Annotated in this window: 18 protein-coding genes and 1 tRNA gene; 13 read left to right on the top strand and 6 right to left on the bottom strand. The window is 65.8% G+C overall.

Annotated features, from left to right (window positions below; translation table 11 throughout):
• Nucleotides 1-96 precede the first annotated feature (96 nt).
• Nucleotides 97-173, top strand: a tRNA-Met gene (locus E7811_RS09220).
• Between the two features lie 82 nt (nt 174-255).
• Here the strand turns inward: E7811_RS09220 and E7811_RS09215 are convergent.
• Nucleotides 256-1,359, bottom strand: a complete 1,104-nt coding sequence (locus E7811_RS09215; protein ID WP_136394352.1) for a Gfo/Idh/MocA family protein — start codon at nt 1,357-1,359, stop codon at nt 256-258.
• 19 nt (nt 1,360-1,378) lie between these two features.
• Complete coding sequence (locus E7811_RS09210; protein ID WP_136394351.1) at nt 1,379-2,080, bottom strand: GntR family transcriptional regulator; 702 nt, start codon at nt 2,078-2,080, stop codon at nt 1,379-1,381.
• Nucleotides 2,081-2,166: 86 nt separating this feature from the next.
• Between E7811_RS09210 and E7811_RS09205 the strand changes: the two genes are divergently transcribed.
• From E7811_RS09205 to E7811_RS09180, 6 genes are read left to right on the top strand one after another with little or no spacing between them, the layout of a single operon-like run.
• Nucleotides 2,167-3,324 carry an LLM class flavin-dependent oxidoreductase gene (locus E7811_RS09205; RefSeq protein WP_136394350.1) on the top strand — a complete coding sequence of 386 codons (1,158 nt, stop codon included), beginning with the start codon at nt 2,167-2,169 and terminating at the stop codon, nt 3,322-3,324.
• The gene (locus E7811_RS09200) at nt 3,324-4,214 is read left to right on the top strand and encodes an aldo/keto reductase (protein WP_136394349.1); all 891 of its coding nucleotides are present in this window, start codon (nt 3,324-3,326) and stop codon (nt 4,212-4,214) included. The genes E7811_RS09205 and E7811_RS09200 overlap by 1 nt, the downstream gene beginning before the upstream one ends.
• A gap of 33 nt (nt 4,215-4,247) precedes the next feature.
• The gene (locus E7811_RS09195) at nt 4,248-4,748 is read left to right on the top strand and encodes a flavin reductase family protein (RefSeq protein WP_136394720.1); all 501 of its coding nucleotides are present in this window, start codon (nt 4,248-4,250) and stop codon (nt 4,746-4,748) included.
• A 39-nt stretch (nt 4,749-4,787) separates the two neighbouring features.
• Nucleotides 4,788-5,378 carry a TRAP transporter small permease gene (locus tag E7811_RS09190; RefSeq protein WP_136394348.1) on the top strand — a complete coding sequence of 197 codons (591 nt, stop codon included), beginning with the start codon at nt 4,788-4,790 and terminating at the stop codon, nt 5,376-5,378.
• Nucleotides 5,378-6,667 (top strand): TRAP transporter large permease, encoded by a 1,290-nt coding sequence (locus E7811_RS09185; RefSeq protein ID WP_136394719.1) that lies wholly within the window; start codon nt 5,378-5,380, stop codon nt 6,665-6,667. The genes E7811_RS09190 and E7811_RS09185 overlap by 1 nt, the downstream gene beginning before the upstream one ends.
• A gap of 41 nt (nt 6,668-6,708) precedes the next feature.
• Nucleotides 6,709-7,770, top strand: coding sequence for a TRAP transporter substrate-binding protein (locus E7811_RS09180; RefSeq protein WP_136394718.1), 1,062 nt, complete (start codon nt 6,709-6,711; stop codon nt 7,768-7,770).
• Nucleotides 7,771-7,827: 57 nt separating this feature from the next.
• On the opposite strand, the gene E7811_RS09175 is transcribed toward E7811_RS09180, so the two are convergent.
• The 3 genes from E7811_RS09175 to E7811_RS17900 all read right to left on the bottom strand — a co-directional run bounded on the left by E7811_RS09175 (nt 7,828) and on the right by E7811_RS17900 (nt 9,956).
• Nucleotides 7,828-9,375 carry a trimethylamine methyltransferase family protein gene (locus E7811_RS09175; RefSeq protein WP_136394347.1) on the bottom strand — a complete coding sequence of 516 codons (1,548 nt, stop codon included), beginning with the start codon at nt 9,373-9,375 and terminating at the stop codon, nt 7,828-7,830.
• Between the two features lie 261 nt (nt 9,376-9,636).
• On the bottom strand, nt 9,637-9,798 hold the full coding sequence (gene hemP / locus E7811_RS09170) for a hemin uptake protein HemP (RefSeq protein WP_136394346.1): 162 nt from the start codon (nt 9,796-9,798) through the stop codon (nt 9,637-9,639).
• Nucleotides 9,795-9,956: a hypothetical protein gene (locus tag E7811_RS17900; RefSeq protein ID WP_168732976.1), complete on the bottom strand. Its 162-nt coding sequence runs from the start codon at nt 9,954-9,956 to the stop codon at nt 9,795-9,797. The genes hemP and E7811_RS17900 overlap by 4 nt, the downstream gene beginning before the upstream one ends.
• 178 nt (nt 9,957-10,134) lie before the next feature.
• On the opposite strand from E7811_RS17900, the gene E7811_RS17895 reads away from it, so the two are divergent.
• Nucleotides 10,135-10,839, top strand: a complete 705-nt coding sequence (locus tag E7811_RS17895) for a tellurite resistance TerB family protein (RefSeq protein ID WP_168732975.1) — start codon at nt 10,135-10,137, stop codon at nt 10,837-10,839.
• On the opposite strand, the gene bhcR is transcribed toward E7811_RS17895, so the two are convergent.
• The gene (gene bhcR / locus E7811_RS09160; protein ID WP_136394344.1) at nt 10,827-11,651 is read right to left on the bottom strand and encodes an HTH-type transcriptional regulator BhcR; all 825 of its coding nucleotides are present in this window, start codon (nt 11,649-11,651) and stop codon (nt 10,827-10,829) included. The genes E7811_RS17895 and bhcR overlap by 13 nt on opposite strands.
• 163 nt (nt 11,652-11,814) lie before the next feature.
• Here bhcR and bhcA point away from each other — a divergent pair, with 163 nt between their 5' ends.
• The 5 genes from bhcA (at nt 11,815) to E7811_RS09135 (ending at nt 17,353) form a co-directional block, all read left to right on the top strand.
• Nucleotides 11,815-13,005: an L-aspartate--glyoxylate aminotransferase BhcA gene (gene bhcA / locus E7811_RS09155; protein ID WP_136394343.1), complete on the top strand. Its 1,191-nt coding sequence runs from the start codon at nt 11,815-11,817 to the stop codon at nt 13,003-13,005.
• Nucleotides 13,006-13,062: 57 nt separating this feature from the next.
• Entirely contained in the window at nt 13,063-14,049 is a 987-nt protein-coding gene (gene bhcB / locus E7811_RS09150) for a beta-hydroxyaspartate dehydratase BhcB (RefSeq protein ID WP_394345611.1), read from the top strand.
• Nucleotides 14,050-14,053: 4 nt separating this feature from the next.
• The gene (gene bhcC / locus E7811_RS09145) at nt 14,054-15,217 is read left to right on the top strand and encodes a 3-hydroxy-D-aspartate aldolase BhcC (RefSeq protein WP_136394342.1); all 1,164 of its coding nucleotides are present in this window, start codon (nt 14,054-14,056) and stop codon (nt 15,215-15,217) included.
• An 83-nt stretch (nt 15,218-15,300) separates the two neighbouring features.
• Nucleotides 15,301-16,254, top strand: a complete 954-nt coding sequence (bhcD, locus tag E7811_RS09140) for an iminosuccinate reductase BhcD (protein ID WP_136394341.1) — start codon at nt 15,301-15,303, stop codon at nt 16,252-16,254.
• Between the two features lie 127 nt (nt 16,255-16,381).
• Nucleotides 16,382-17,353: a type I glyceraldehyde-3-phosphate dehydrogenase gene (locus E7811_RS09135; protein ID WP_136394340.1), complete on the top strand. Its 972-nt coding sequence runs from the start codon at nt 16,382-16,384 to the stop codon at nt 17,351-17,353.
• The last annotated feature ends 62 nt before the right edge of the window (nt 17,354-17,415 follow it).

Below are 17,415 nucleotides of genomic sequence, written 5' to 3'. Positions count from 1 at the left end.
GACAGCGGGCCCGTGTCCAGAGGACGCCCCCGGTGCGGATCCGGGTGCATTTCCCTCTTGACGCCCGCCGCCCCCTGCAATACCCACCCCGCCAGTGGCTAGGTAGCTCAGCTGGTTAGAGCACGCGACTCATAATCGCGGGGTCGGGGGTTCGAGTCCCCCCCTCGCCACCACTTTCCGAATTCCTCTGAACCACCCGCCCGCACACGGCGCACCGGCGCGCGGCTTGCGGGCCATAAGGCGTTTTCGCCGCTGTCAGCGCGGCACGTAGGGCAGGCCGTGGAATTCCACCGCCTCGCCGGTCCGGGCGCTTTCCTGTGCGGCCATGCCCATGGCCACGGCCCACCATCCATCGGTCAGGGTCACGTCGATCGTGCCCTCTCCGCGCGCCGCCTGCAGAAAGCCGCGATGCTGGTAGAAGGTCGAACCGTTGTGATCGCCTGCCGCCAGAAGCGCCGGGTCCACCGGCACCTGAAGAACGCGGGGGCCCTTGGGGGTGCGCGGGCTGACGATCACCTGCGGGACCGGCGGCTCGCCCAGGTCGGCTGGCCAGAACCGCCCCGGGCCGGGCACCAGACATTCGATCTTGCCCAATGGGCCAACGGCCGAAATCTCTTCCTGATAGCGGCTGCCTTCGGCGAACATGCACAGTTCCAGCATGGCCCGCATGCCGCTTTCGAAATCGACGATCACATAGGCGTGGTCCCAGATGTCGGGGGTCCGGCCGTCATAGTGTTCGGCCAGATGGTTGACCGCCTGCCCGCCCGAGGCCATCACCCGGACCGGGTTGCAACCTGCCACAAGGCGCATCAGGTCGAAGAAATGGCAGCATTTCTCCACCAGGGTGCCGCCGGTATTGCGGTTGAAGCGGTTCCAGTCACCCACCTTTTCCAGAAAGGGAAAGCGGTGTTCGCGGATCGTCAGCATCCGGACGCCGCCGGTAGCTGCGGGTGCCTCGGCCAGAAGATGGGCGACCGGGGGCATGTAGCGGTATTCCATCGCGACCCAGATCGGCGCCGGATAGGCGGCGCGCAGCGCGGCGAGGCGCGCGCCATCCGCGGGATCCGTGAACAGCGGTTTTTCCACCAGGATCGGCAGGGGCCGGATCGCGGCAATCTCTTCAAGCTGAGCCAGGTGCAGGTAATTGGGGCTTGCGATCAGCAGGCAGGTCACATCCTCCACCGCCAGAAGCTCGGCGATGGATCCGACCATCCGCGCGCCCGGCACCATCGCGGCGGCGGTCGCCGCCATGTCCGGATCGGGTTCCAGAATGGCGGCCACGTCCGCGCCATCCTGAAGGGCGATGTTGCGCAGGTGTTCCTGCCCCATCATGCCGCAACCGATGATTCCGTAACGCATTGGCTTCACGTTCTTTTCCTCATTTCAGGCGGGCGACGTAGCGTGTCGTCGCCGGATCGTACCAGGTGAAGGAGGCCTCGGCCCTTTCGCCGTCGCGCGCCCAGGATACGCGCGTGATGAGCGGCAGGGGCGTGCCCGGAGGGTGTGGAAATTCGGGCGGCGCCCAATCCGGCAACGGCCCCTGGCCGACGCGATCCTCGGCCCGCGCGATCCAAAGGTTCAGCCGTTCGCGGTAGAACAGGTAAAGCGATTCCGACAGGTCGTCGGGGGTGATCCGGTCGATATAGCTGCCGTCGAGCCAGATTTCCTCGACCGCCGCGACGGTGCCGGACAGGAAACGCAGGCGGCGGATGCGGTGGCCGTCGGGTGATGTGCCGAAATCGGGCAGGCGCGGGTCCTTGGGCAGCCTGTCGACCGACAGGACGCGCGCCGTGGGCAGGCCGCCGCCCTTCGCAAGTTCCAGCCGGAACATCGCATAGACCGATGAGGGATCGGCCTTCGCCCGGATGTAGTTCCCCGATCCCTGCACCCGGTGCAGCAGGCCCTTGTCGGCCAGATCGGCCAGGGCCTGACGCAGGGTGCCCACGGCGATGCCCAGTTGCGCCGCCATCTCGCGTTCTGGTGGCAGGCGTTCGCCGTCGATCAGCCGCCCCGACGCGATATCGCGGATCAGAAGCTCGCTGATCTGAAGGTAGAGCGGGAGGGAGCCGGGCGCCTTCATGCGGTCAAACCAGAAATTGATACATTATTGATCTACATCAAAGCGGGTGCTACGCAAGTGTGAAGTGGAAGCCGGAGACAGATTCGATGACCATCGTTCCGATCACCTCGCCCGACCTTGACGCCTGCGAGGTCAGCTGGTTCGCGGCGCTCTGTTCGGACGATTACGAATATCTGGGTGTGCCGGACGGGCGGCTGAGGTCAAGCTGGGATCATTGTTCGTCGATCGTGAGGCGGGCCGAGGGCCACGGCTTTCGCAACATCCTCTGCCCGTCTTCCTATCAGGTGGGGCAGGACACGCTTTCGTTCGTCGCGGGCTGCGCGCCGATCACGTCCGACATCAACTTTCTGGCCGCGATCCGCTGTGGCGAGGTGCAGCCTGTCATGCTGGCGCGCACGGTGGCGACGCTCGATCACATGCTGAAGGGCCGGCTGACGCTGAACGTGATTTCCTCGGACTTCCCCGGCGAGGTGGCCGACAGCGCCTATCGCTATCGCCGCAGCCACGAGGTGGTGGAAATCCTGCGCCAGGCCTGGACGCGGGACGAGATCGAATATGACGGCGAGATCTACAAGATCAGCCGCCTGCCCGCCGATCCGGCGAAACCCTACCAGCAGAACGGCGGCCCGCTTCTGTATTTCGGCGGCTACAGCCCCGATGCGCTGGAACTGTGCGGCGCGCAATGCGACGTCTATCTGATGTGGCCCGAACCGAAAGAGATGATCGCGCAACGGATGCGCGATGTCGCGGCGCGGGCAGCCGCGCATGGCCGGACGCTGGATTACGGGTTGCGGGTGCATGTGATCGTCCGCGACACCGAGGCCGAGGCCCGGGAATACGCCGAACATCTGGTCAGCAGGCTGGACGATGAATACGGCCGCGTCATCCGTGACCGGGCGCATGATTCGATCTCGCTTGGCGTGGCCCATCAGGCGCGGGCGCGCGAACTTGCCGACAAGTTCGGCTATGTGGAACCGCATCTGTGGACAGGGATCGGGCGGGCGCGGTCGGGTTGTGGCGCGGCGCTTGTCGGGTCCACCGACCAGGTCCTGAGCGAGATCGAGGAATACCGCAAGATGGGCGTCCGCGCCTTCATCCTGTCGGGCTATCCGCATCTGGATGAATGCGACCACTTCGGAACCAAGGTATTGCCGCAGATCAAGACCTGTTCGCTGCCTCATGCCTATGGCCGGGTGCCGGCCGAAACCCCCGCCACCCCCCTTGGAAACGGAGCGCGCCGCTGATGGAAATGGTCGATCTGGGCACGGTTTCGCTGTCGCGTCTGGTCTATGGCATGTGGCGGCTGGGGGATGACCGCGACACAAGCCCCGCTCATGTGCAGGCCAAGGTCGAATCCTGTCTGGATCAGGGGATCACGACCTTCGACCAGGCCGACATCTATGGCGGCTACACCGCCGAGGCGATCCTCGGCGCCGCGCTGAAGGCCGCGCCGCAGCTGCGTGACCGGATGCAGATCGTCACCAAATGCGACATCGTCGCGCCAGTCGGTCGCTATGCCGACCGGCGAGTGAAGTATTACGACACCACGGCCGCCCATATCGCCGCCAGCGTCGAGGCATCGCTGCGTGACCTTGGCACCGACCGGATCGACCTTCTGCTGATCCATCGCCCCGATCCGCTGATGGATCATTTCGAGACCGGCGAGGCGCTTGATGCGCTTGTGGCCTCGGGCAAGGTGCGGGCGGTCGGCGTGTCGAACTTCCGGCCGTGGGATTTCAGCCTGCTGCAATCGGCAATGGAAACCGATCTGGCGACCAACCAGATCGAACTGAGCCTGTCTGCCCATGAGGCCTTTACCAACGGGGATCTTGCGTTTCTTCAGGAAAACGAGATCGCGCCGATGGCCTGGAGCCCGCTGGGGGGTGGCCGGCTTCTGGCGGAATCCGGCGCACCGCTGCGCGAGGCGCTGCAACGCATCGCGGGCGAGCAGGGCGTGGAATGGTCGTCAGTGGCCGTGGCCTGGCTGTTGCGGCACCCGGCGAGGGTCATTCCGGTCCTGGGAACGAACAGCCTGGAGCGGATCGCGCGGATTTCCGATGCCTGTCGTGTCGAAATGGATCGCCAGACGTGGTTTGAACTCTACACTCATGCCCTGGGGCATGAGGTACCGTGAGGGATGACGATGGCTGATGGTGGAACCGGTGGTATGACGGAACGGGTGTTCGAGGCGGAAGGGGCGGATCCGCGCCACCTGCGCGATGCGTTCGGGCGGTTTGCGACGGGCGTGACGGTCGTCACGATCGACGGTCCCGATGGCCCGATGGGATTCACGGCGAACAGTTTCACCAGCCTGTCGCTTGATCCGCCGCTGGTTCTGTGGGCGCCCGCGCGGTCGTCCAGCCGGTTTGCGCCCTTCGCAGGCGCGCGGCATTTCGCAATTCATATCCTGGCCGAGGACCAGATCGACCTTTGCCGCCGCTTCGCGCGGTCCGGAGCGGGCTTTGACGGGCTTTCGTTCGAGATGAACCCCGAAGGCGTGCCGGTCCTGCCGCAGGCGCTGGCACGGTTCGAATCCGTCCAGCATGCCACCCACGAGGGAGGCGATCACCTGATCGTCGTGGGGCGTGTGCTTCGGGCGGCCTGGCGCGAAGGGGCGCCGCTTGTTTTTTCCGGCGGGCGCTACGGCGCCTTTGCCGACAGGGTGTAAGACCCCGGCCCGGAGGGGGGCCGGAACAGGGAGGACGGCATGACGCCACTGGTAGCCATGGCCAGAGGCCTGGGCGCGGTCAACGCGGCCCTTCTGGCGCTTGGCCGGGCCACGGGCGCCACCGCTCTGGCCCTGATGGTCGCGATCATCCTGGCGCAGGTCTTCTTCCGCTATGTGCTGGGCAGCGCGCTGGCCTGGCCCGAGGAAGCCGCACGCTTCCTGATGCTGTGGATCGTCGGGCTGATGGCGCCCACGGCCTTCCGGCGCGGTGGCTTCGTGGCGATCGAGGTTTTGACCCGGCTTCTGCCACGGCGTGCCGGGGCCGTTCTGAACCTGCTGCTTCTAGGGCTTTCGCTGCTGATTCTCGTGGCCGCGCTGCGGATCGGCTGGTCCGAGGTCACCGGGCTTGGCGGCCGTTTCTCCACCGACAGCCTGAACGTGCCGGCATCGCTGGATTTCAGCCAGTGGGTCAAGGTGCCGAAGGCGTGGATGATGGCCTCGCTCGTGGTGGGGGCAGTGCTGCTGATCTCGGTCGCGGTGGAACTTGTGCTGCGCAACCTGGCCGAGCTTTTGGGCGCGGGTGACAGGCTGCCGCCCATTCCCCACAGCGTAAGCCTTGGGGCCGAATGATGCTGTCGCTGTTCCTGCCCCTGTTCCTTGTCTTCCTGTTGATCGGCCTGCCGGTGTTCTTCGGGCTGATCGCGGCACCCGGCCTTCTGTTGTGGCTGAACGGGCAGGAACGCGACATCGTCCTGCTTTACCGCAACGTCTATAACGGGATGGACAGCTTCCCGCTGATGGCGATCCCGTTCTTCATGCTGGCGGGCGAACTGATGAACCGCGCGGGCATCACCGTGCGGCTGGTCGAATTCAGCCAGGCGATGATGGGCCACCTGCGCGGCGGCCTTGCGCATGTGAACGTGCTGTCCTCGATGCTGTTCGCGGGGTTGTCCGGTTCGGCCGTGGCGGATGTCTCGGCGCTTGGGTCGATGCTGATCCCGGCGATGGAAAAGCAGGGCTACACCCGCCGTTTCGCCGCCGCCATCACGGCTGCGAGTTCCATCATCGGGCCGATCATCCCGCCTTCGGGCATCATGATCATCTATGCCTATGTCATGGGCGAAAGCGTCGCCGCCCTGTTCCTTGCCGGGATCGTGCCGGGGATCATGATCGGCGGCGGGCTGATGCTGGTCATCCATTTCATGGCCGACCGCTATGACCTGCCGGCTGCCACGACGCGGGCGACATGGGGCGAACGCGGTCAGGCCAGCCTGCGCGCGATCTGGCCCCTGCTGACGCCGGTCATCATCCTGGGCGGCATCCTTGGCGGCGTCTTCACGCCGACCGAGGCGGCAGCGGTGGCGGTGGGCTATTCGCTGATCATCGGCCTCTTCGTGATGCGCACCATGCGCCTGTCGGACCTTCCGGACGTCCTGACACGGGCCGGGCTGACATCGGCTGTTGTGCTTCTGCTGGTGGGGGCGGCGATGGCCTTCAAGACCGTCGCGTCGCTGTCCCACACACCCGAGATGCTGGCCGCCATCATCCTCGGCCTGTCGGACAATCCGCTGATCCTGCTTCTGCTGATCAACCTGCTGCTGTTCATCGTAGGCATGTTCCTCGATGCCGGGCCCGCGATCATCATCCTTGGCCCGATCCTTGGGCCGATCTTCATCGAACTGGGTGTCGATCCGGTGCATTTCGCCATCGTCATGGCGGTGAACCTGACCGTGGGCCTGCTGACGCCGCCGATGGGGCTGGTGCTGTTTGTCACCTCGTCGGTTTCCGGGCTGCGGGTCGAAACGATCGCCCGCGCGGCGCTGCCCTTCCTTGCGGTGGAGTTCCTGGTGATCCTGCTGATCACCTATTTCCCCGCCCTGACCCTGACGATCCCGCGGCTGACGGGATTTGTGAACTGATCCGGAAGACACCACAGATGAAGACCAAACGGGAGGAAACGATGCTGAAATCCACACTCAAATCCCTGGCGCTGGCCGCGCTTCTGGCGGGCACTGCCGGGGCGGCGCTGGCACAGGACATCACGCTGCGCGCCACGGCCAATTCCAACGAACAGGACGAGGATTACGACGGCCTCGTGGTGTTCAAGAACTATGTCGAGAACGCCTCGAACGGCGCGATCGCGGTCGAACTGTTCATCGGCACCCAGCTTTGCGCCAAGGGCGACGAATGCCTTGCAGGCGTGGCCGACGGGTCGATCGACATCTACATCTCGACCTCGGGCGGGGCGGCGGGGTTGTTCCCCTATATCCAGGTGCTGGACCTGCCCTACCTGATGAGCGATGACCGCGTTGCCGAAGAGGTGCTGACCAACACCGATTTCACCGCGAAGCTGCGCGCGATGGCGATGGCCGACAGTGGCGACAAGATCCGCCTGATGACGATCGGGAACACCGGCGGCTGGCGCAACTATGCCAACACCAAGAAGCGCATCGTCGCGCCCGCCGACCTGGCGGGGCTGAAGATGCGCACCGTTCCCGCGGACTTGCCGCAGACGCTGGCCACCACCCTGGGCGCGTCGCCCACGCCGATCGCCTGGCCGGAACTTTTCACCTCTTTGCAGACCGGCGTGGTCGAAGGCACCGCCAACGGGATCACCGACATCATGAGCATGAAGTTCCCCGATGCCGGGCTGAAATACATCACGCTGGACGGTCACAGCTACATGGGCGCCTTCTGGTGGATGGGCAATGACCGTTTCATGTCGCTGACCGATGACCAGAAGCAGATCGTTCTGGACGGTTTCGCCGCCCTTCAGCAGGCGACCTTTGCCAGCCCGAAGCGCAAGGAAATCCAGGCCTACCAGGATTTCAAGGCCACGGGTGGCGAGATCTATGTGCCCACGCCCGCCGAAAAGGCCGCCTTCAAGGATGCCGTCGCACCGGTGTTCGACTGGTTCAAGGCGAACGTGAAGGGCGGGCCCGAGGTGCTTGACGCCTTCAACGCCGCCGTGGCCCAGGCCGAGGCGACCGTGAACGCCAAGCGCGCGGCGGAAATGCAGTAACCGCCCCGCCGCAACCCGGCAGGAAAACGCCCGGAGGAAGCTCCGGGCGTTTTTCGTTCAGTACCACATGTCCTGAACCTCGGATTTCCGGCGCGCGACGAAATCGTCCAGCGCGTCGCGGATGCCGGTTTCCAGCGGGGGCGGTTCGAATTCGGCCAGCCGCTGTTTCCAGAGCCTGTTCGCCCGGTACGCCGCATCGTGGGATCCGTTCGCCTCCCATTTCTCGAACGGGTCGTTGTCGGCCAGGTCGCTGTCCCAGAAGGCGGTTTCGTAATTCGCCATCGTATGCGCGCAGCCGAAGAAGTGGTTGCCGGGGCCGACCTCGTGGAAGGCATCGACGGCAAGCTGGTTGTCATCCACCCGGATCCCGTCAAGATAGCTGTGCAGCGCCCCGCAAAGATCGGCATCCAGCATGAACTTTTCATAGGACATCGACAGCAGCCCATCCAGAAAGCCCGCCGAATGCAGGATGAAATTGGCCCCGCAATGGATCGCGGCCAGCATCGACATCGTGCCTTCGGTCATCGCCTGCGCGTCGGGCAGTTTCGAGGTGGTGAAATTGCCCGAACAGCGCAGCGGCAGGTTGAGGCGGCGGCACAGCTGGCCGATCACCTGGCTGCCGATCGCCGGTTCCGGCGTGCCGAAGGTCGGGCTGCCCGACCGCAGCGACATTGACGACAGGAAGTTCCCGAAGATCACCGGCGCGCCGGGCCGTTCCAGTTGCGTCAGCGCACAGCCGGCCATCGTTTCGGCCAGCGATTGCGCGATCGCGCCCGCGCTGGTCACCGGCCCCATCGCGCCACCCAGGATGAAGGGCACGATCACCGCCGCCTGGTTCGCCCGCGCATAGGCGCGCAGCGCAAGCGTCATCGTGCCATCCCAGACCAGGGGCGAGTTGACGTTGACATTGCCCAGGATCACGCAGTTTTCCTCGACGAAATCGCGACCGAACACGATGCGCGCCATCTCGATACTGTCTTCGGCCCGATCCTCGGCGGTGACCGATCCCATGAAGGGGCGGTCGGACAGGGTGATATGGGCGTGGACCATGTCCAGATGCCGCTTGTTCACCGCGACGTCGGTGGGTTCGCAGATCGTGCCGCCCGAATGGTGAAAGTTCGGGCTGGATTGCGCCAGCCGGATGAAGTTGCGGAAATCCTCGATCGTGCCGAACCGGCGGCCGTGGTCGAGGTCCATCACGAAGGGCGATCCGTAGGCAGGCGAGAACACCACGTTCCGCCCGCCGATCCGCACCGAATTGGCAGGGTTGCGCGCGTGCTGGGTGAATTCGGCGGGCGCGGTCTTCAGGATCTCGCGCAGCATGCCGGGTTCGAACTTCACCAGAAGGCCGTCGACAGTGGCGCCCGCCCGTTTCCAGTGATCAAGCGCAACAGGATCGTCGCGGAACTCGATCCCCACTTCGGCAAGGATCCGGTCCGCGGCCTGTTCGATCCGGATCAGGTTTTCCTCGGACATCACGTCGTAGGTGGGGATGTTGCGCTGGATGTAGGGGCGGCCCATGCCGCCGCCCTTGCGGGCGCGTTCCGCCTGCCGGGCCTGCCGCCCGCGTCCGCGCGCCGGTGCCTGCGTTTCCTTGCCGTCCATGATGCGCCCCCTCCGCTCTGCCCCGGCCGACGCCGGCTTCCCCGCGGTGCAGTCTATCCCCGGCGGGATCGACGGCATACGAAGCAGCGTCACCTGACTGCCGTTTGCCGACATGTCGCGTCTGACCGCAGGCAAGATGACCGGGATGACCTGCGCCCGATCACAGGGCGCAAGACGGGCGCGTCGATCAATCTTGGCGGGAATTTCCGGTCCCGTCCGATGGCGGGCCTTCGGAAAGGGCGGGTCCATGACCCGCCCTTGTCATTTCGTCAGGATCAGCTTGCCCGCCCGCGTGATCCGCAAGGTATAGACCTGCCCGTTCAGCAGGATGTGCGCGACATTCCCTTCGCCCACCAGCGCGTTGGCATTATGGACAGGGATCGTCGGGGCCATCGCTGTCAGGAATTCGGGTCGGGCGTTCATGCGGTGCCCTCCACGCGGTCGATCAGGCGTTCCAGATCGCCCACCGGGAACGACAGCGCATCAAGGCCGCCGTCAAAGGCAAGGCGGAGGAGGTCGGAAAGGTCGTGGTGGTCGGGGGCAAAGCCCCGGGCCAGTCTTGTCATGGTTCGTGTGAACATGGGCGTCTCCTGCGGTGAAAGACCCGGGCTTGCCCGCAGGGCTGGCGTGGGAATGAAAGAAATCATATTAAAACAGTCAGAAATTGACAAGCGATTCTTTCGCCCGGCTTCGGGCCGCCTTGCATGGCGCCGATCAGCCCCCATATCCATTCAAGACGCCATGAAGGAGCCGATCACCATGACCAATGCCCGTTCGCTGCTGGACAGCCTGTTCGCCAATGCCAAGGACATGACCGGCGGGGCCGGGGCCGGGGGGCTAGCGCGCAAGGCGAAGGAAACCTGGGACGGCCAGTCGACGCTGACCAAGGGGGCCATCGCCGGCGGGCTTCTGGGCGTGCTCTTGTCGGGCAATGCCCGCAAGCTGGTCGGAACCGGCTTCAAGGTGGGCGGCGCTGCACTGATCGGCGGGCTGGCCTACAAGGCCTATGAGGACTGGAAGGCCGGAAAGAGCGCTGCGGCGGCAAGGCCCGATGAACCGCTTGCCCTGCCCGAACCCTCGCCCGATTTCCTGCCGACCGATGCCGTGGCGGCAAACGACCTGGCCGAACGGCTGGTTCAGGCGATGGTCGCGGCCGCAAAGGCCGATGGCCATGTCACCCCCACCGAACATCAGCGGATCAACGCCCAGCTGGGCCAGCTTGGCCTTGATGCCGAGGCACAGTCGCTGATCGCGGCGGAACTCGACTCGCCGCTGGATGTCGGGCGCATCGCGGGCCTCGCGCGCACGCCGCAGGAAGCGGCGGAAATCTATGCTGCCTCGCTTCTGGTGGTGAACGCCGAAGGCGCCGCTGAAAAGGGCTATCTGGCGATGCTGGCCGCGCGCCTGGGGCTTGATGCGGAACTGGTGGCGCATCTTCACGCCAGGGCCGCTCAGCTTGGTTGAGAGCCTCCGGTCGCGTCGGTGACGCGGTCTGCGGCGGCGCGCACCATCTCGCCCAGTCGGGCGGTGTCGGACAGCCCCACCCGGAAGGCGGGGCCCGATACAGACAGGCCCGCCACAGGTTCGCCATGCGCGTTGAAGATCGGGGCGGCCACGCAGCGCATGCCCTCGGTGCGTTCCTGATCGTCGATGGCAAAGCCACGGTCGCGGGTGCGCGCGAGGTCACGGGCAAGCGCCGTTTCGCTGGTGATCGACAGGCTGGTGAACCGTTCCAGCCCGCGCCGCGCCACGATCCCCGCGACCTTTTCCGGTGGATACCACGCCAGAAGCGCCTTGCCGATGCCTGACACATGCATCGGTCCCATCGTGCCGGGCGGAAAGAAGGCGCGGATCGCCTGATGCGTCTCGACCTGGCTGACGAACAGCACCTGATCCCCGGATTCCACGCCAAGATTGGCCGTCTCCCCGGTTTCCCGCATCAGTCTGTCCATCGGGTGCCGCGCCCGTTCCACGATCTTGGTGCGCCGCAGAAAGGCCGACCCCACCCGGAACGCCCCGGCGCCGACATGCCAGACCTGTCCGGGTTCCTCTGCCTCGACCATGCCATGCGTCTGGAGCGTCACAAGCGCCCGATAGACGGTCGCCACGGATTCGTCCGTATCGGTCGCCAGTTCCGAAAGAGTCATCCCCGAGGACGCTGCCAGCCGTTCCAAGAGCGACAGCGCGCGGTCCAGCGACTGCACGGTGTTCTGGTCTGTCTTGTCATGAAAGGCCTTGGGCCGGCCGCGCGGGCGCGGGACAGGTTTCTGCACCATTTTTTACTTTCTGAAAACGTAAACCATCATGTGAAAAAATCATAACACCATGAAATTGCGCAGGCAATCTGGAAGACCGTGCATGATGAAAAATTTTTTCGAAAAAATTGCAGGTGGGTGGCCGGGCGCATAGTCTGTGTGCAGATCCTGAACGGAGGCGGCCATGTCCCTGCAGAACCCGGTGTTCATTCCCGGCCCGACCAACATTCCCGAAGCCCTTCGCAAAGCCTGCGACATGCCGACGATCGACCATCGCTCGGCGGCCTTCGGCAAGGTCTTTCGCCCTGCGCTGGAGGGTGTGAAGCGCATCCTGAAGACGGCCACGGGCGAAGTCTTCCTGTTCCCCTCGACCGGCACCGGCGGATGGGAAGCGGCGATCACCAACACGCTCAGCCCCGGTGATACGGTGCTGGCCGCGCGCTTCGGCATGTTCAGCCACCGCTGGATCGACATGTGCCAGCGCCACGGGCTGAAGGTGCAGATCATCGAAACGCCCTGGGGTCAGGGCGCGCCGCTGGCCGCGATCGAGGCCGCGCTGCGGGCCGACACGGGCCACAGCATCAAGGCCGTGCTGGCCACCCATAACGAAACCGCAACCGGCGTGCGGTCGGACATCGCGGGCATCCGCCGTGCGATGGATGCCGCCGGCCACCCGGCGATGCTGTTCGTCGATGGCGTGTCCTCGATCGCCTCCATGCCGTTCGAGATGGACGGCTGGGGCGTCGATATCGCCGTGACCGGCAGCCAGAAAGGGTTCATGCTGCCCGCGGGCCTGGCCATCGTGGGTGTCAGCCGCAAGGCGCTGGACGCGATGGAAAGCGCGACCCTGCCGCGCACCTTTTTCGACTTCCGCGACATGGCGCGCACCTATGCCGCCGGTGGCTATCCCTACACCCCGGCGGTGGGGCTGATCGCCGGCCTCGCCCGGTCGGTCGAGATGCTGGAGGACGAGGGGATGGAGGCCGTCTTTGCCCGCCATCATCGGCTGGCCGAAGGCGTGCGCCGGGCGGTGGCGGCCTGGGGCATGCGCCCCTGCGCGGCGACGCCCGATCTTTTCTCGGACACGGTGACGGCGGTTGTCGTGCCCGAGGGCTGCAACGGCACCGACCTCGTGAAACTGGCCGCCGACAAGTACGGCATGGCCTTCGGCGTGGGTCTGGGCGAGGTCGCGGGCAAGGTGTTCCGCATCGGACATCTGGGGATGCTGACCGACGTGATGGTGCTGTCGGGTCTGGCGACGGCCGAGATGTGCATGGCCGATCTTGGCTGGAACGTGCGGCTTGGATCGGGCGTGGCCGCGGCGCAGGACTGGTTCCGCGGCAGCGTGCCGGCGCTGGCCATGGCGGCGGAATAGGCGGGAAGGCCGGGGGGCTGTCTGCCCCCCGGACCCCCCGAGGATATTTGAGCCAGAATGAAAGGGCTTGAGATGAAGACGATGGAGGGGATGGTGATCCCCGAGTTTGACGATGTGATCGCGGCGCATGAGCGGATCCGCCCTTACGTTCACCGCACGCCGGTGCTGACCTCGTCCTATCTGAACGCGCTGACGGGGGCGGAGCTGTTCTTCAAGTGCGAGAACTTCCAGAAGGCGGGCGCCTTCAAGGTGCGCGGGGCCTGCAACGCGGTTTTCGGGCTGAGCGACGCGGAGGCGGCGAAGGGTGTGGCCACCCATTCCAGCGGCAACCATGCGCTGAGCCTGTCCTATGCGGCCGGTCGGCGGGGCATTCCCTGCCATGTCGTGATGCCGCGCACCGCGCCGCAGGCCAAGAAGGATGCCGTGCGCGGCTATGGCGGTCAGATCACGGAATGCGAACCCTCGACCACCAGCCGCGAGGCGGTCTTTGCCGAGGTTCAGGCCCGCACGGGGGCGGAATTCGTCCATCCTTACAACGATCCGCGCGTGATCGCGGGGCAGGGCACCTGTTCGCGCGAGCTGATGGAGCAGGTCGAGGGGCTGGAGGCGGTCGTGGCGCCGATCGGGGGCGGTGGCATGATCTCGGGCACGTGCCTGACGCTTTCCAATATCGCGCCGGGGGTCAGGATCTATGCCGCCGAGCCGAAGAACGCCGACGATGCGGCACGCAGCTTCCGCGCGGGCCATATCATCGCCGATGACGCGCCGGAAACGGTGGCCGACGGGCTGAAGGTGCCGCTGAAGGACCTGACCTGGCATTTCGTGAAGAACCACGTCACCGATGTGCTGACCGCTGAGGAGGACGAGATCGTCGAGGCGATGAAGACGACGTGGAAGCGGATGAAGATCGTGATCGAGCCGTCCTGCGCCGTGCCGCTGGCGACGATCCTGAAGAACCCCGAGGTTTTCCGCGGAAAGCGCGTCGGGGTGATCATTACCGGCGGCAATGTGGACCTTGACCGCCTGCCTTGGATGAAAGGGTAAGACCATGAACACGCATGCGAATTTCGATGGTTTGGAAGTGGGTTACGACATCCCCGCCCTGCCGGGGATGGACGAGGCCGACATCCAGACGCCGTGCCTGGTGCTGGATCTGGACGCGCTGGAACGCAACATCGTGAAGATGGGCGATTTCGCGCGTGCGGTGGGCGTCCGCCACCGGGTGCATGGCAAGATGCACAAGTCGGTGGACGTGGCGAAGCTGCAGGAACGTCTGGGCGGGTCCTGCGGGGTCTGCTGCCAGAAGGTCAGCGAGGCCGAGGTCTTTGCCCGTGGCGGTATCCGGGATGTGCTGGTCAGCAATCAGGTGCGCGACAAGGCCAAGATCGACCGTCTGGCGCGGCTGCCGAAGCTGGGCGCGCGGGCGATCGTCTGTGTTGACGATCCGGCCAATGTGGCCGACCTGTCGGCGGCGGCGGTCAGGCATGGCACGCAGATCGAATGTCTGGTGGAAATCGACTGCGGCGCGGGGCGTTGCGGCGTGACCTCGACCCCCGCCGTGGTGGCGCTTGCGAAGGCGATCGCGGCGGCGCCGGGGCTGCGTTTCGCGGGCATCCAGGCCTATCAGGGCGCGATGCAGCACATGGACCGCTATGAGGACCGCAAGGCCAAGATCGACATCGCCGTGGCGATGGTGAAGGACGCGGTCGATGCGCTGGCGGCCGAGGGGTTGACCTGCGACATCGTCGGCGGCGGCGGCACCGGCTCCTATTACTTCGAAGGTAACTCGGGCGTTTACAACGAATTGCAGTGCGGCTCCTATGCCTTCATGGATGCCGATTACGGCCGGATCCTCGACAAGGACGGGAACCGCATCGACCAGACCGAGTTCGAGAATGCGCTGTTCATCCTGACCAGCGTCATGAGCCATGTGAAGGCCGACCGGGCGATCTGCGATGCAGGGCTCAAGGCGCAATCGGTGGACAGCGGCCTGCCGGTGATCTTCGGCCGGACAGATGTGAAATACATCAAGTGCAGCGACGAACACGGCGTCATCGAGGATTCGCAGGGCGTTCTGAAGGTGGGCGACAAGCTGCGCCTCGTGCCCGGTCACTGCGATCCGACCTGCAACGTGCATGACTGGTATGTGGGCGTGCGGAACGGCAAGGTCGAATGCGTCTGGCCCGTCTCGGCGCGCGGCAAGGCTTATTGAGACCCGTTGACCGGGCGGCCCCCTGGGCGGGGCCACCCGGTATTCCGATCCACCCCGCCGGTGCGGCGGGAAACGAGGCCCCCATGCTTATCATCCCCGAATCCCTGATCGCCGATCTGGTCACCCCCGAAGACGCCCACGCCGCCGTCGAGGCCGCCTTTGCCGCGATGGCCGAAGGCGAGGCGCGGAATTTTCCCGTCGTGCGCGAGGCACTGGGCGAGGGGCGGCAATACGGCTTCAAGTCGGGGATCATGCCGGGGGCACTGGGCGTGAAATCGGGCGGATATTTTCCCGGCAATGCCGCGCGGGGCATGATCAACCACCAGTCGGTGGTGATCCTGTTCGACCCGGAAACCGGAGTGCCCCGCGCGATGGTGGGCGGCAACCTCTTGACCGCGCTGCGCACCGCCGCAGCGAGTGCGATTTCGATCGACCGGCTGGCCCGGCCCGAGGCGCGCGTGCTGGGCATCGTGGGCGCCGGGCATCAGGCGCAGTTCCAATTGCGCGCGGCGGCGCGGGTGCGCCGCTTCGAAAGGGTCATCGCCTGGAACCTGCACCCCGAGATGCTGCCGCGCCTTGGTGCGGTGGCGGCCGAACTGGGCCTTCCGTTCGAGGCCGTGCCGCTGGAGCGGATGGTCGAGGCCGATGCGATCATCACCATCACCTCGGCCCCGGCGGCCAGCCTGATGGCCCCACATGTCGCGCCCGGCACCCATCTGGCCTGCATGGGCACCGACACGAAGGGCAAGCAGGAGGTCGATCCAGCCCTTGTGGCTTCGGCCCGGGTCTTCACCGACGAGGTGGCGCAAAGCATCACGATCGGCGAGGCGCAGCATGCGGTGGCCGCGGGCAGCCTGCGGGCCGAGGCGATCACACCCCTGGGTGAGGTTCTGACCGGCGCGCATCCTGGTCGCCGGTCGCCCGACGAGATCACGCTTTTTGACGGAACTGGCGTCGGCTTGCAGGATCTGGCGGTGGCAGGGATCGCGCTGCGCCGCGCCGAGGAGCGGGGCCTCGGGATCGAGGTTTTGGTCTGAAAGCGCCCGGCAGCCGCGGGGCAGAGGCCCTATCCTTTTGATCAAGTTTGGTTTCGCTGGTTGCGGGCGGCGGTCAGGCGTGATCTGACTGCGCATCGCGGCACGAGACAAGGCACAGGGGCGCGCCATGCGGGTCTTCATCAACGGGTTTGGGCGGATCGGCCGCAGCGTCCTGCGTGCCTGGGCGAAAGGCGCTGGCCCCGGAATCGAGATCGCGGGGATCAACGACATCGCCGCGCCCGAGATGTGCGCCTATCTGTTCGAATATGACAGCGTCTTCGGCCCCTGGCAGGGCAGCGTCGCGCTTGCGGATGGGGCGCTGGTCGTGGACGGCCGCGCGATTCCGCTGCACCGGACGCCCGACATCTCGACGCTGGACCTTTCGGGGGTCGATCTGGTGATGGAATGCACCGGCCGGGCCGAGGCACGCGAGGTGGCCGAACGCGGCCTGCGCGCGGGGGCCGGGCGGATCCTGATCTCGGGGCCCTCATCGGCGGCGGAATTCACCGTGGTCCTTGGCGCGAACGAGGCGTCGCTGGGCGATCATCGGATCGTGTCGAACGCCTCCTGCACGACGAACGCGCTGGCGCCGCTGGCGCGGCTGATCCATGCTGAATGGGGGATCGTCACCGGCTGGATGACGACGATCCATTGCTACACGGGCAGCCAGCCCACGGTGGATGCGCCCGCAGCGGATTTCGCACGCTCGCGCGCGGCGGCGCTGTCGATGGTGCCGACGACGACCAGCGCGCAAAGATTGCTGGACCGGGTTCTGCCGGATCTTGCCGGGCGGATCGAGGGGGCTGCGGTGCGGGTGCCGACGGCCAGCGTTTCGGCAGTGGATTTCACCGTGCTGACCGAGGCGCGCCCGGAGATCGAGGCGGTGAACGCGGCCTTCCGCGCAGCGGGCGGCGTGATCGGCGCCACGGACCGGCCCCTGGTGTCCACGGACCTTCGGGCGCGGCCGGAAAGCATCGTGATGGCCTGCCCCGAGACACGGACGACAGCCGGCGGGCTTTTGCGGGTCTTTGGCTGGTATGACAACGAATGGGGCTTTTCCAACCGCATGCTGGACGTGGCGCGGCGGATGGGGGGCTGAAATTCTTCGTACGAAGAATTTTAGCCAAGGGGCGCTGCCCCCCGGATCCCCCGGGATATTTG

Origin of the sequence: Aliigemmobacter aestuarii (assembly GCF_004799285.1) — a bacterium.
Classification (GTDB): domain Bacteria; phylum Pseudomonadota; class Alphaproteobacteria; order Rhodobacterales; family Rhodobacteraceae; genus Aliigemmobacter; species Aliigemmobacter aestuarii.
Note: the sequence above shows the minus strand (reverse complement) of the source record. Positions and strands in the feature narration are given on the sequence as shown.

Bases quoted from the DNA above. Each gene is read 5' to 3' on its own strand.
- E7811_RS09215 (WP_136394352.1), bottom strand. From the start codon at position 1,359: ATGCGTTACGGAATCATCGGTTGCGGCATGATGGGGCAGGAACACCTG.
- E7811_RS09210 (WP_136394351.1), bottom strand. From the start codon at position 2,080: ATGAAGGCGCCCGGCTCCCTCCCGCTCTACCTTCAGATCAGCGAGCTT.
- E7811_RS09175 (WP_136394347.1), bottom strand. From the start codon at position 9,375: ATGGACGGCAAGGAAACGCAGGCACCGGCGCGCGGACGCGGGCGGCAG.
- E7811_RS17895 (WP_168732975.1), top strand. From the start codon at position 10,135: ATGACCAATGCCCGTTCGCTGCTGGACAGCCTGTTCGCCAATGCCAAG.
- E7811_RS09135 (WP_136394340.1), top strand. From the start codon at position 16,382: ATGCGGGTCTTCATCAACGGGTTTGGGCGGATCGGCCGCAGCGTCCTG.
- bhcA (WP_136394343.1), top strand. From the start codon at position 11,815: ATGTCCCTGCAGAACCCGGTGTTCATTCCCGGCCCGACCAACATTCCC.
- E7811_RS09190 (WP_136394348.1), top strand. From the start codon at position 4,788: ATGACGCCACTGGTAGCCATGGCCAGAGGCCTGGGCGCGGTCAACGCG.
- E7811_RS09195 (WP_136394720.1), top strand. From the start codon at position 4,248: ATGACGGAACGGGTGTTCGAGGCGGAAGGGGCGGATCCGCGCCACCTG.
- E7811_RS09185 (WP_136394719.1), top strand. From the start codon at position 5,378: ATGCTGTCGCTGTTCCTGCCCCTGTTCCTTGTCTTCCTGTTGATCGGC.
- bhcC (WP_136394342.1), top strand. From the start codon at position 14,054: ATGAACACGCATGCGAATTTCGATGGTTTGGAAGTGGGTTACGACATC.
- hemP (WP_136394346.1), bottom strand. From the start codon at position 9,798: ATGAACGCCCGACCCGAATTCCTGACAGCGATGGCCCCGACGATCCCT.
- E7811_RS09180 (WP_136394718.1), top strand. From the start codon at position 6,709: ATGCTGAAATCCACACTCAAATCCCTGGCGCTGGCCGCGCTTCTGGCG.
- bhcD (WP_136394341.1), top strand. From the start codon at position 15,301: ATGCTTATCATCCCCGAATCCCTGATCGCCGATCTGGTCACCCCCGAA.
- bhcB (WP_394345611.1), top strand. From the start codon at position 13,063: ATGAAAGGGCTTGAGATGAAGACGATGGAGGGGATGGTGATCCCCGAG.
- E7811_RS09205 (WP_136394350.1), top strand. From the start codon at position 2,167: ATGACCATCGTTCCGATCACCTCGCCCGACCTTGACGCCTGCGAGGTC.
- bhcR (WP_136394344.1), bottom strand. From the start codon at position 11,651: ATGGTGCAGAAACCTGTCCCGCGCCCGCGCGGCCGGCCCAAGGCCTTT.
- E7811_RS17900 (WP_168732976.1), bottom strand. From the start codon at position 9,956: ATGTTCACACGAACCATGACAAGACTGGCCCGGGGCTTTGCCCCCGAC.
- E7811_RS09200 (WP_136394349.1), top strand. From the start codon at position 3,324: ATGGAAATGGTCGATCTGGGCACGGTTTCGCTGTCGCGTCTGGTCTAT.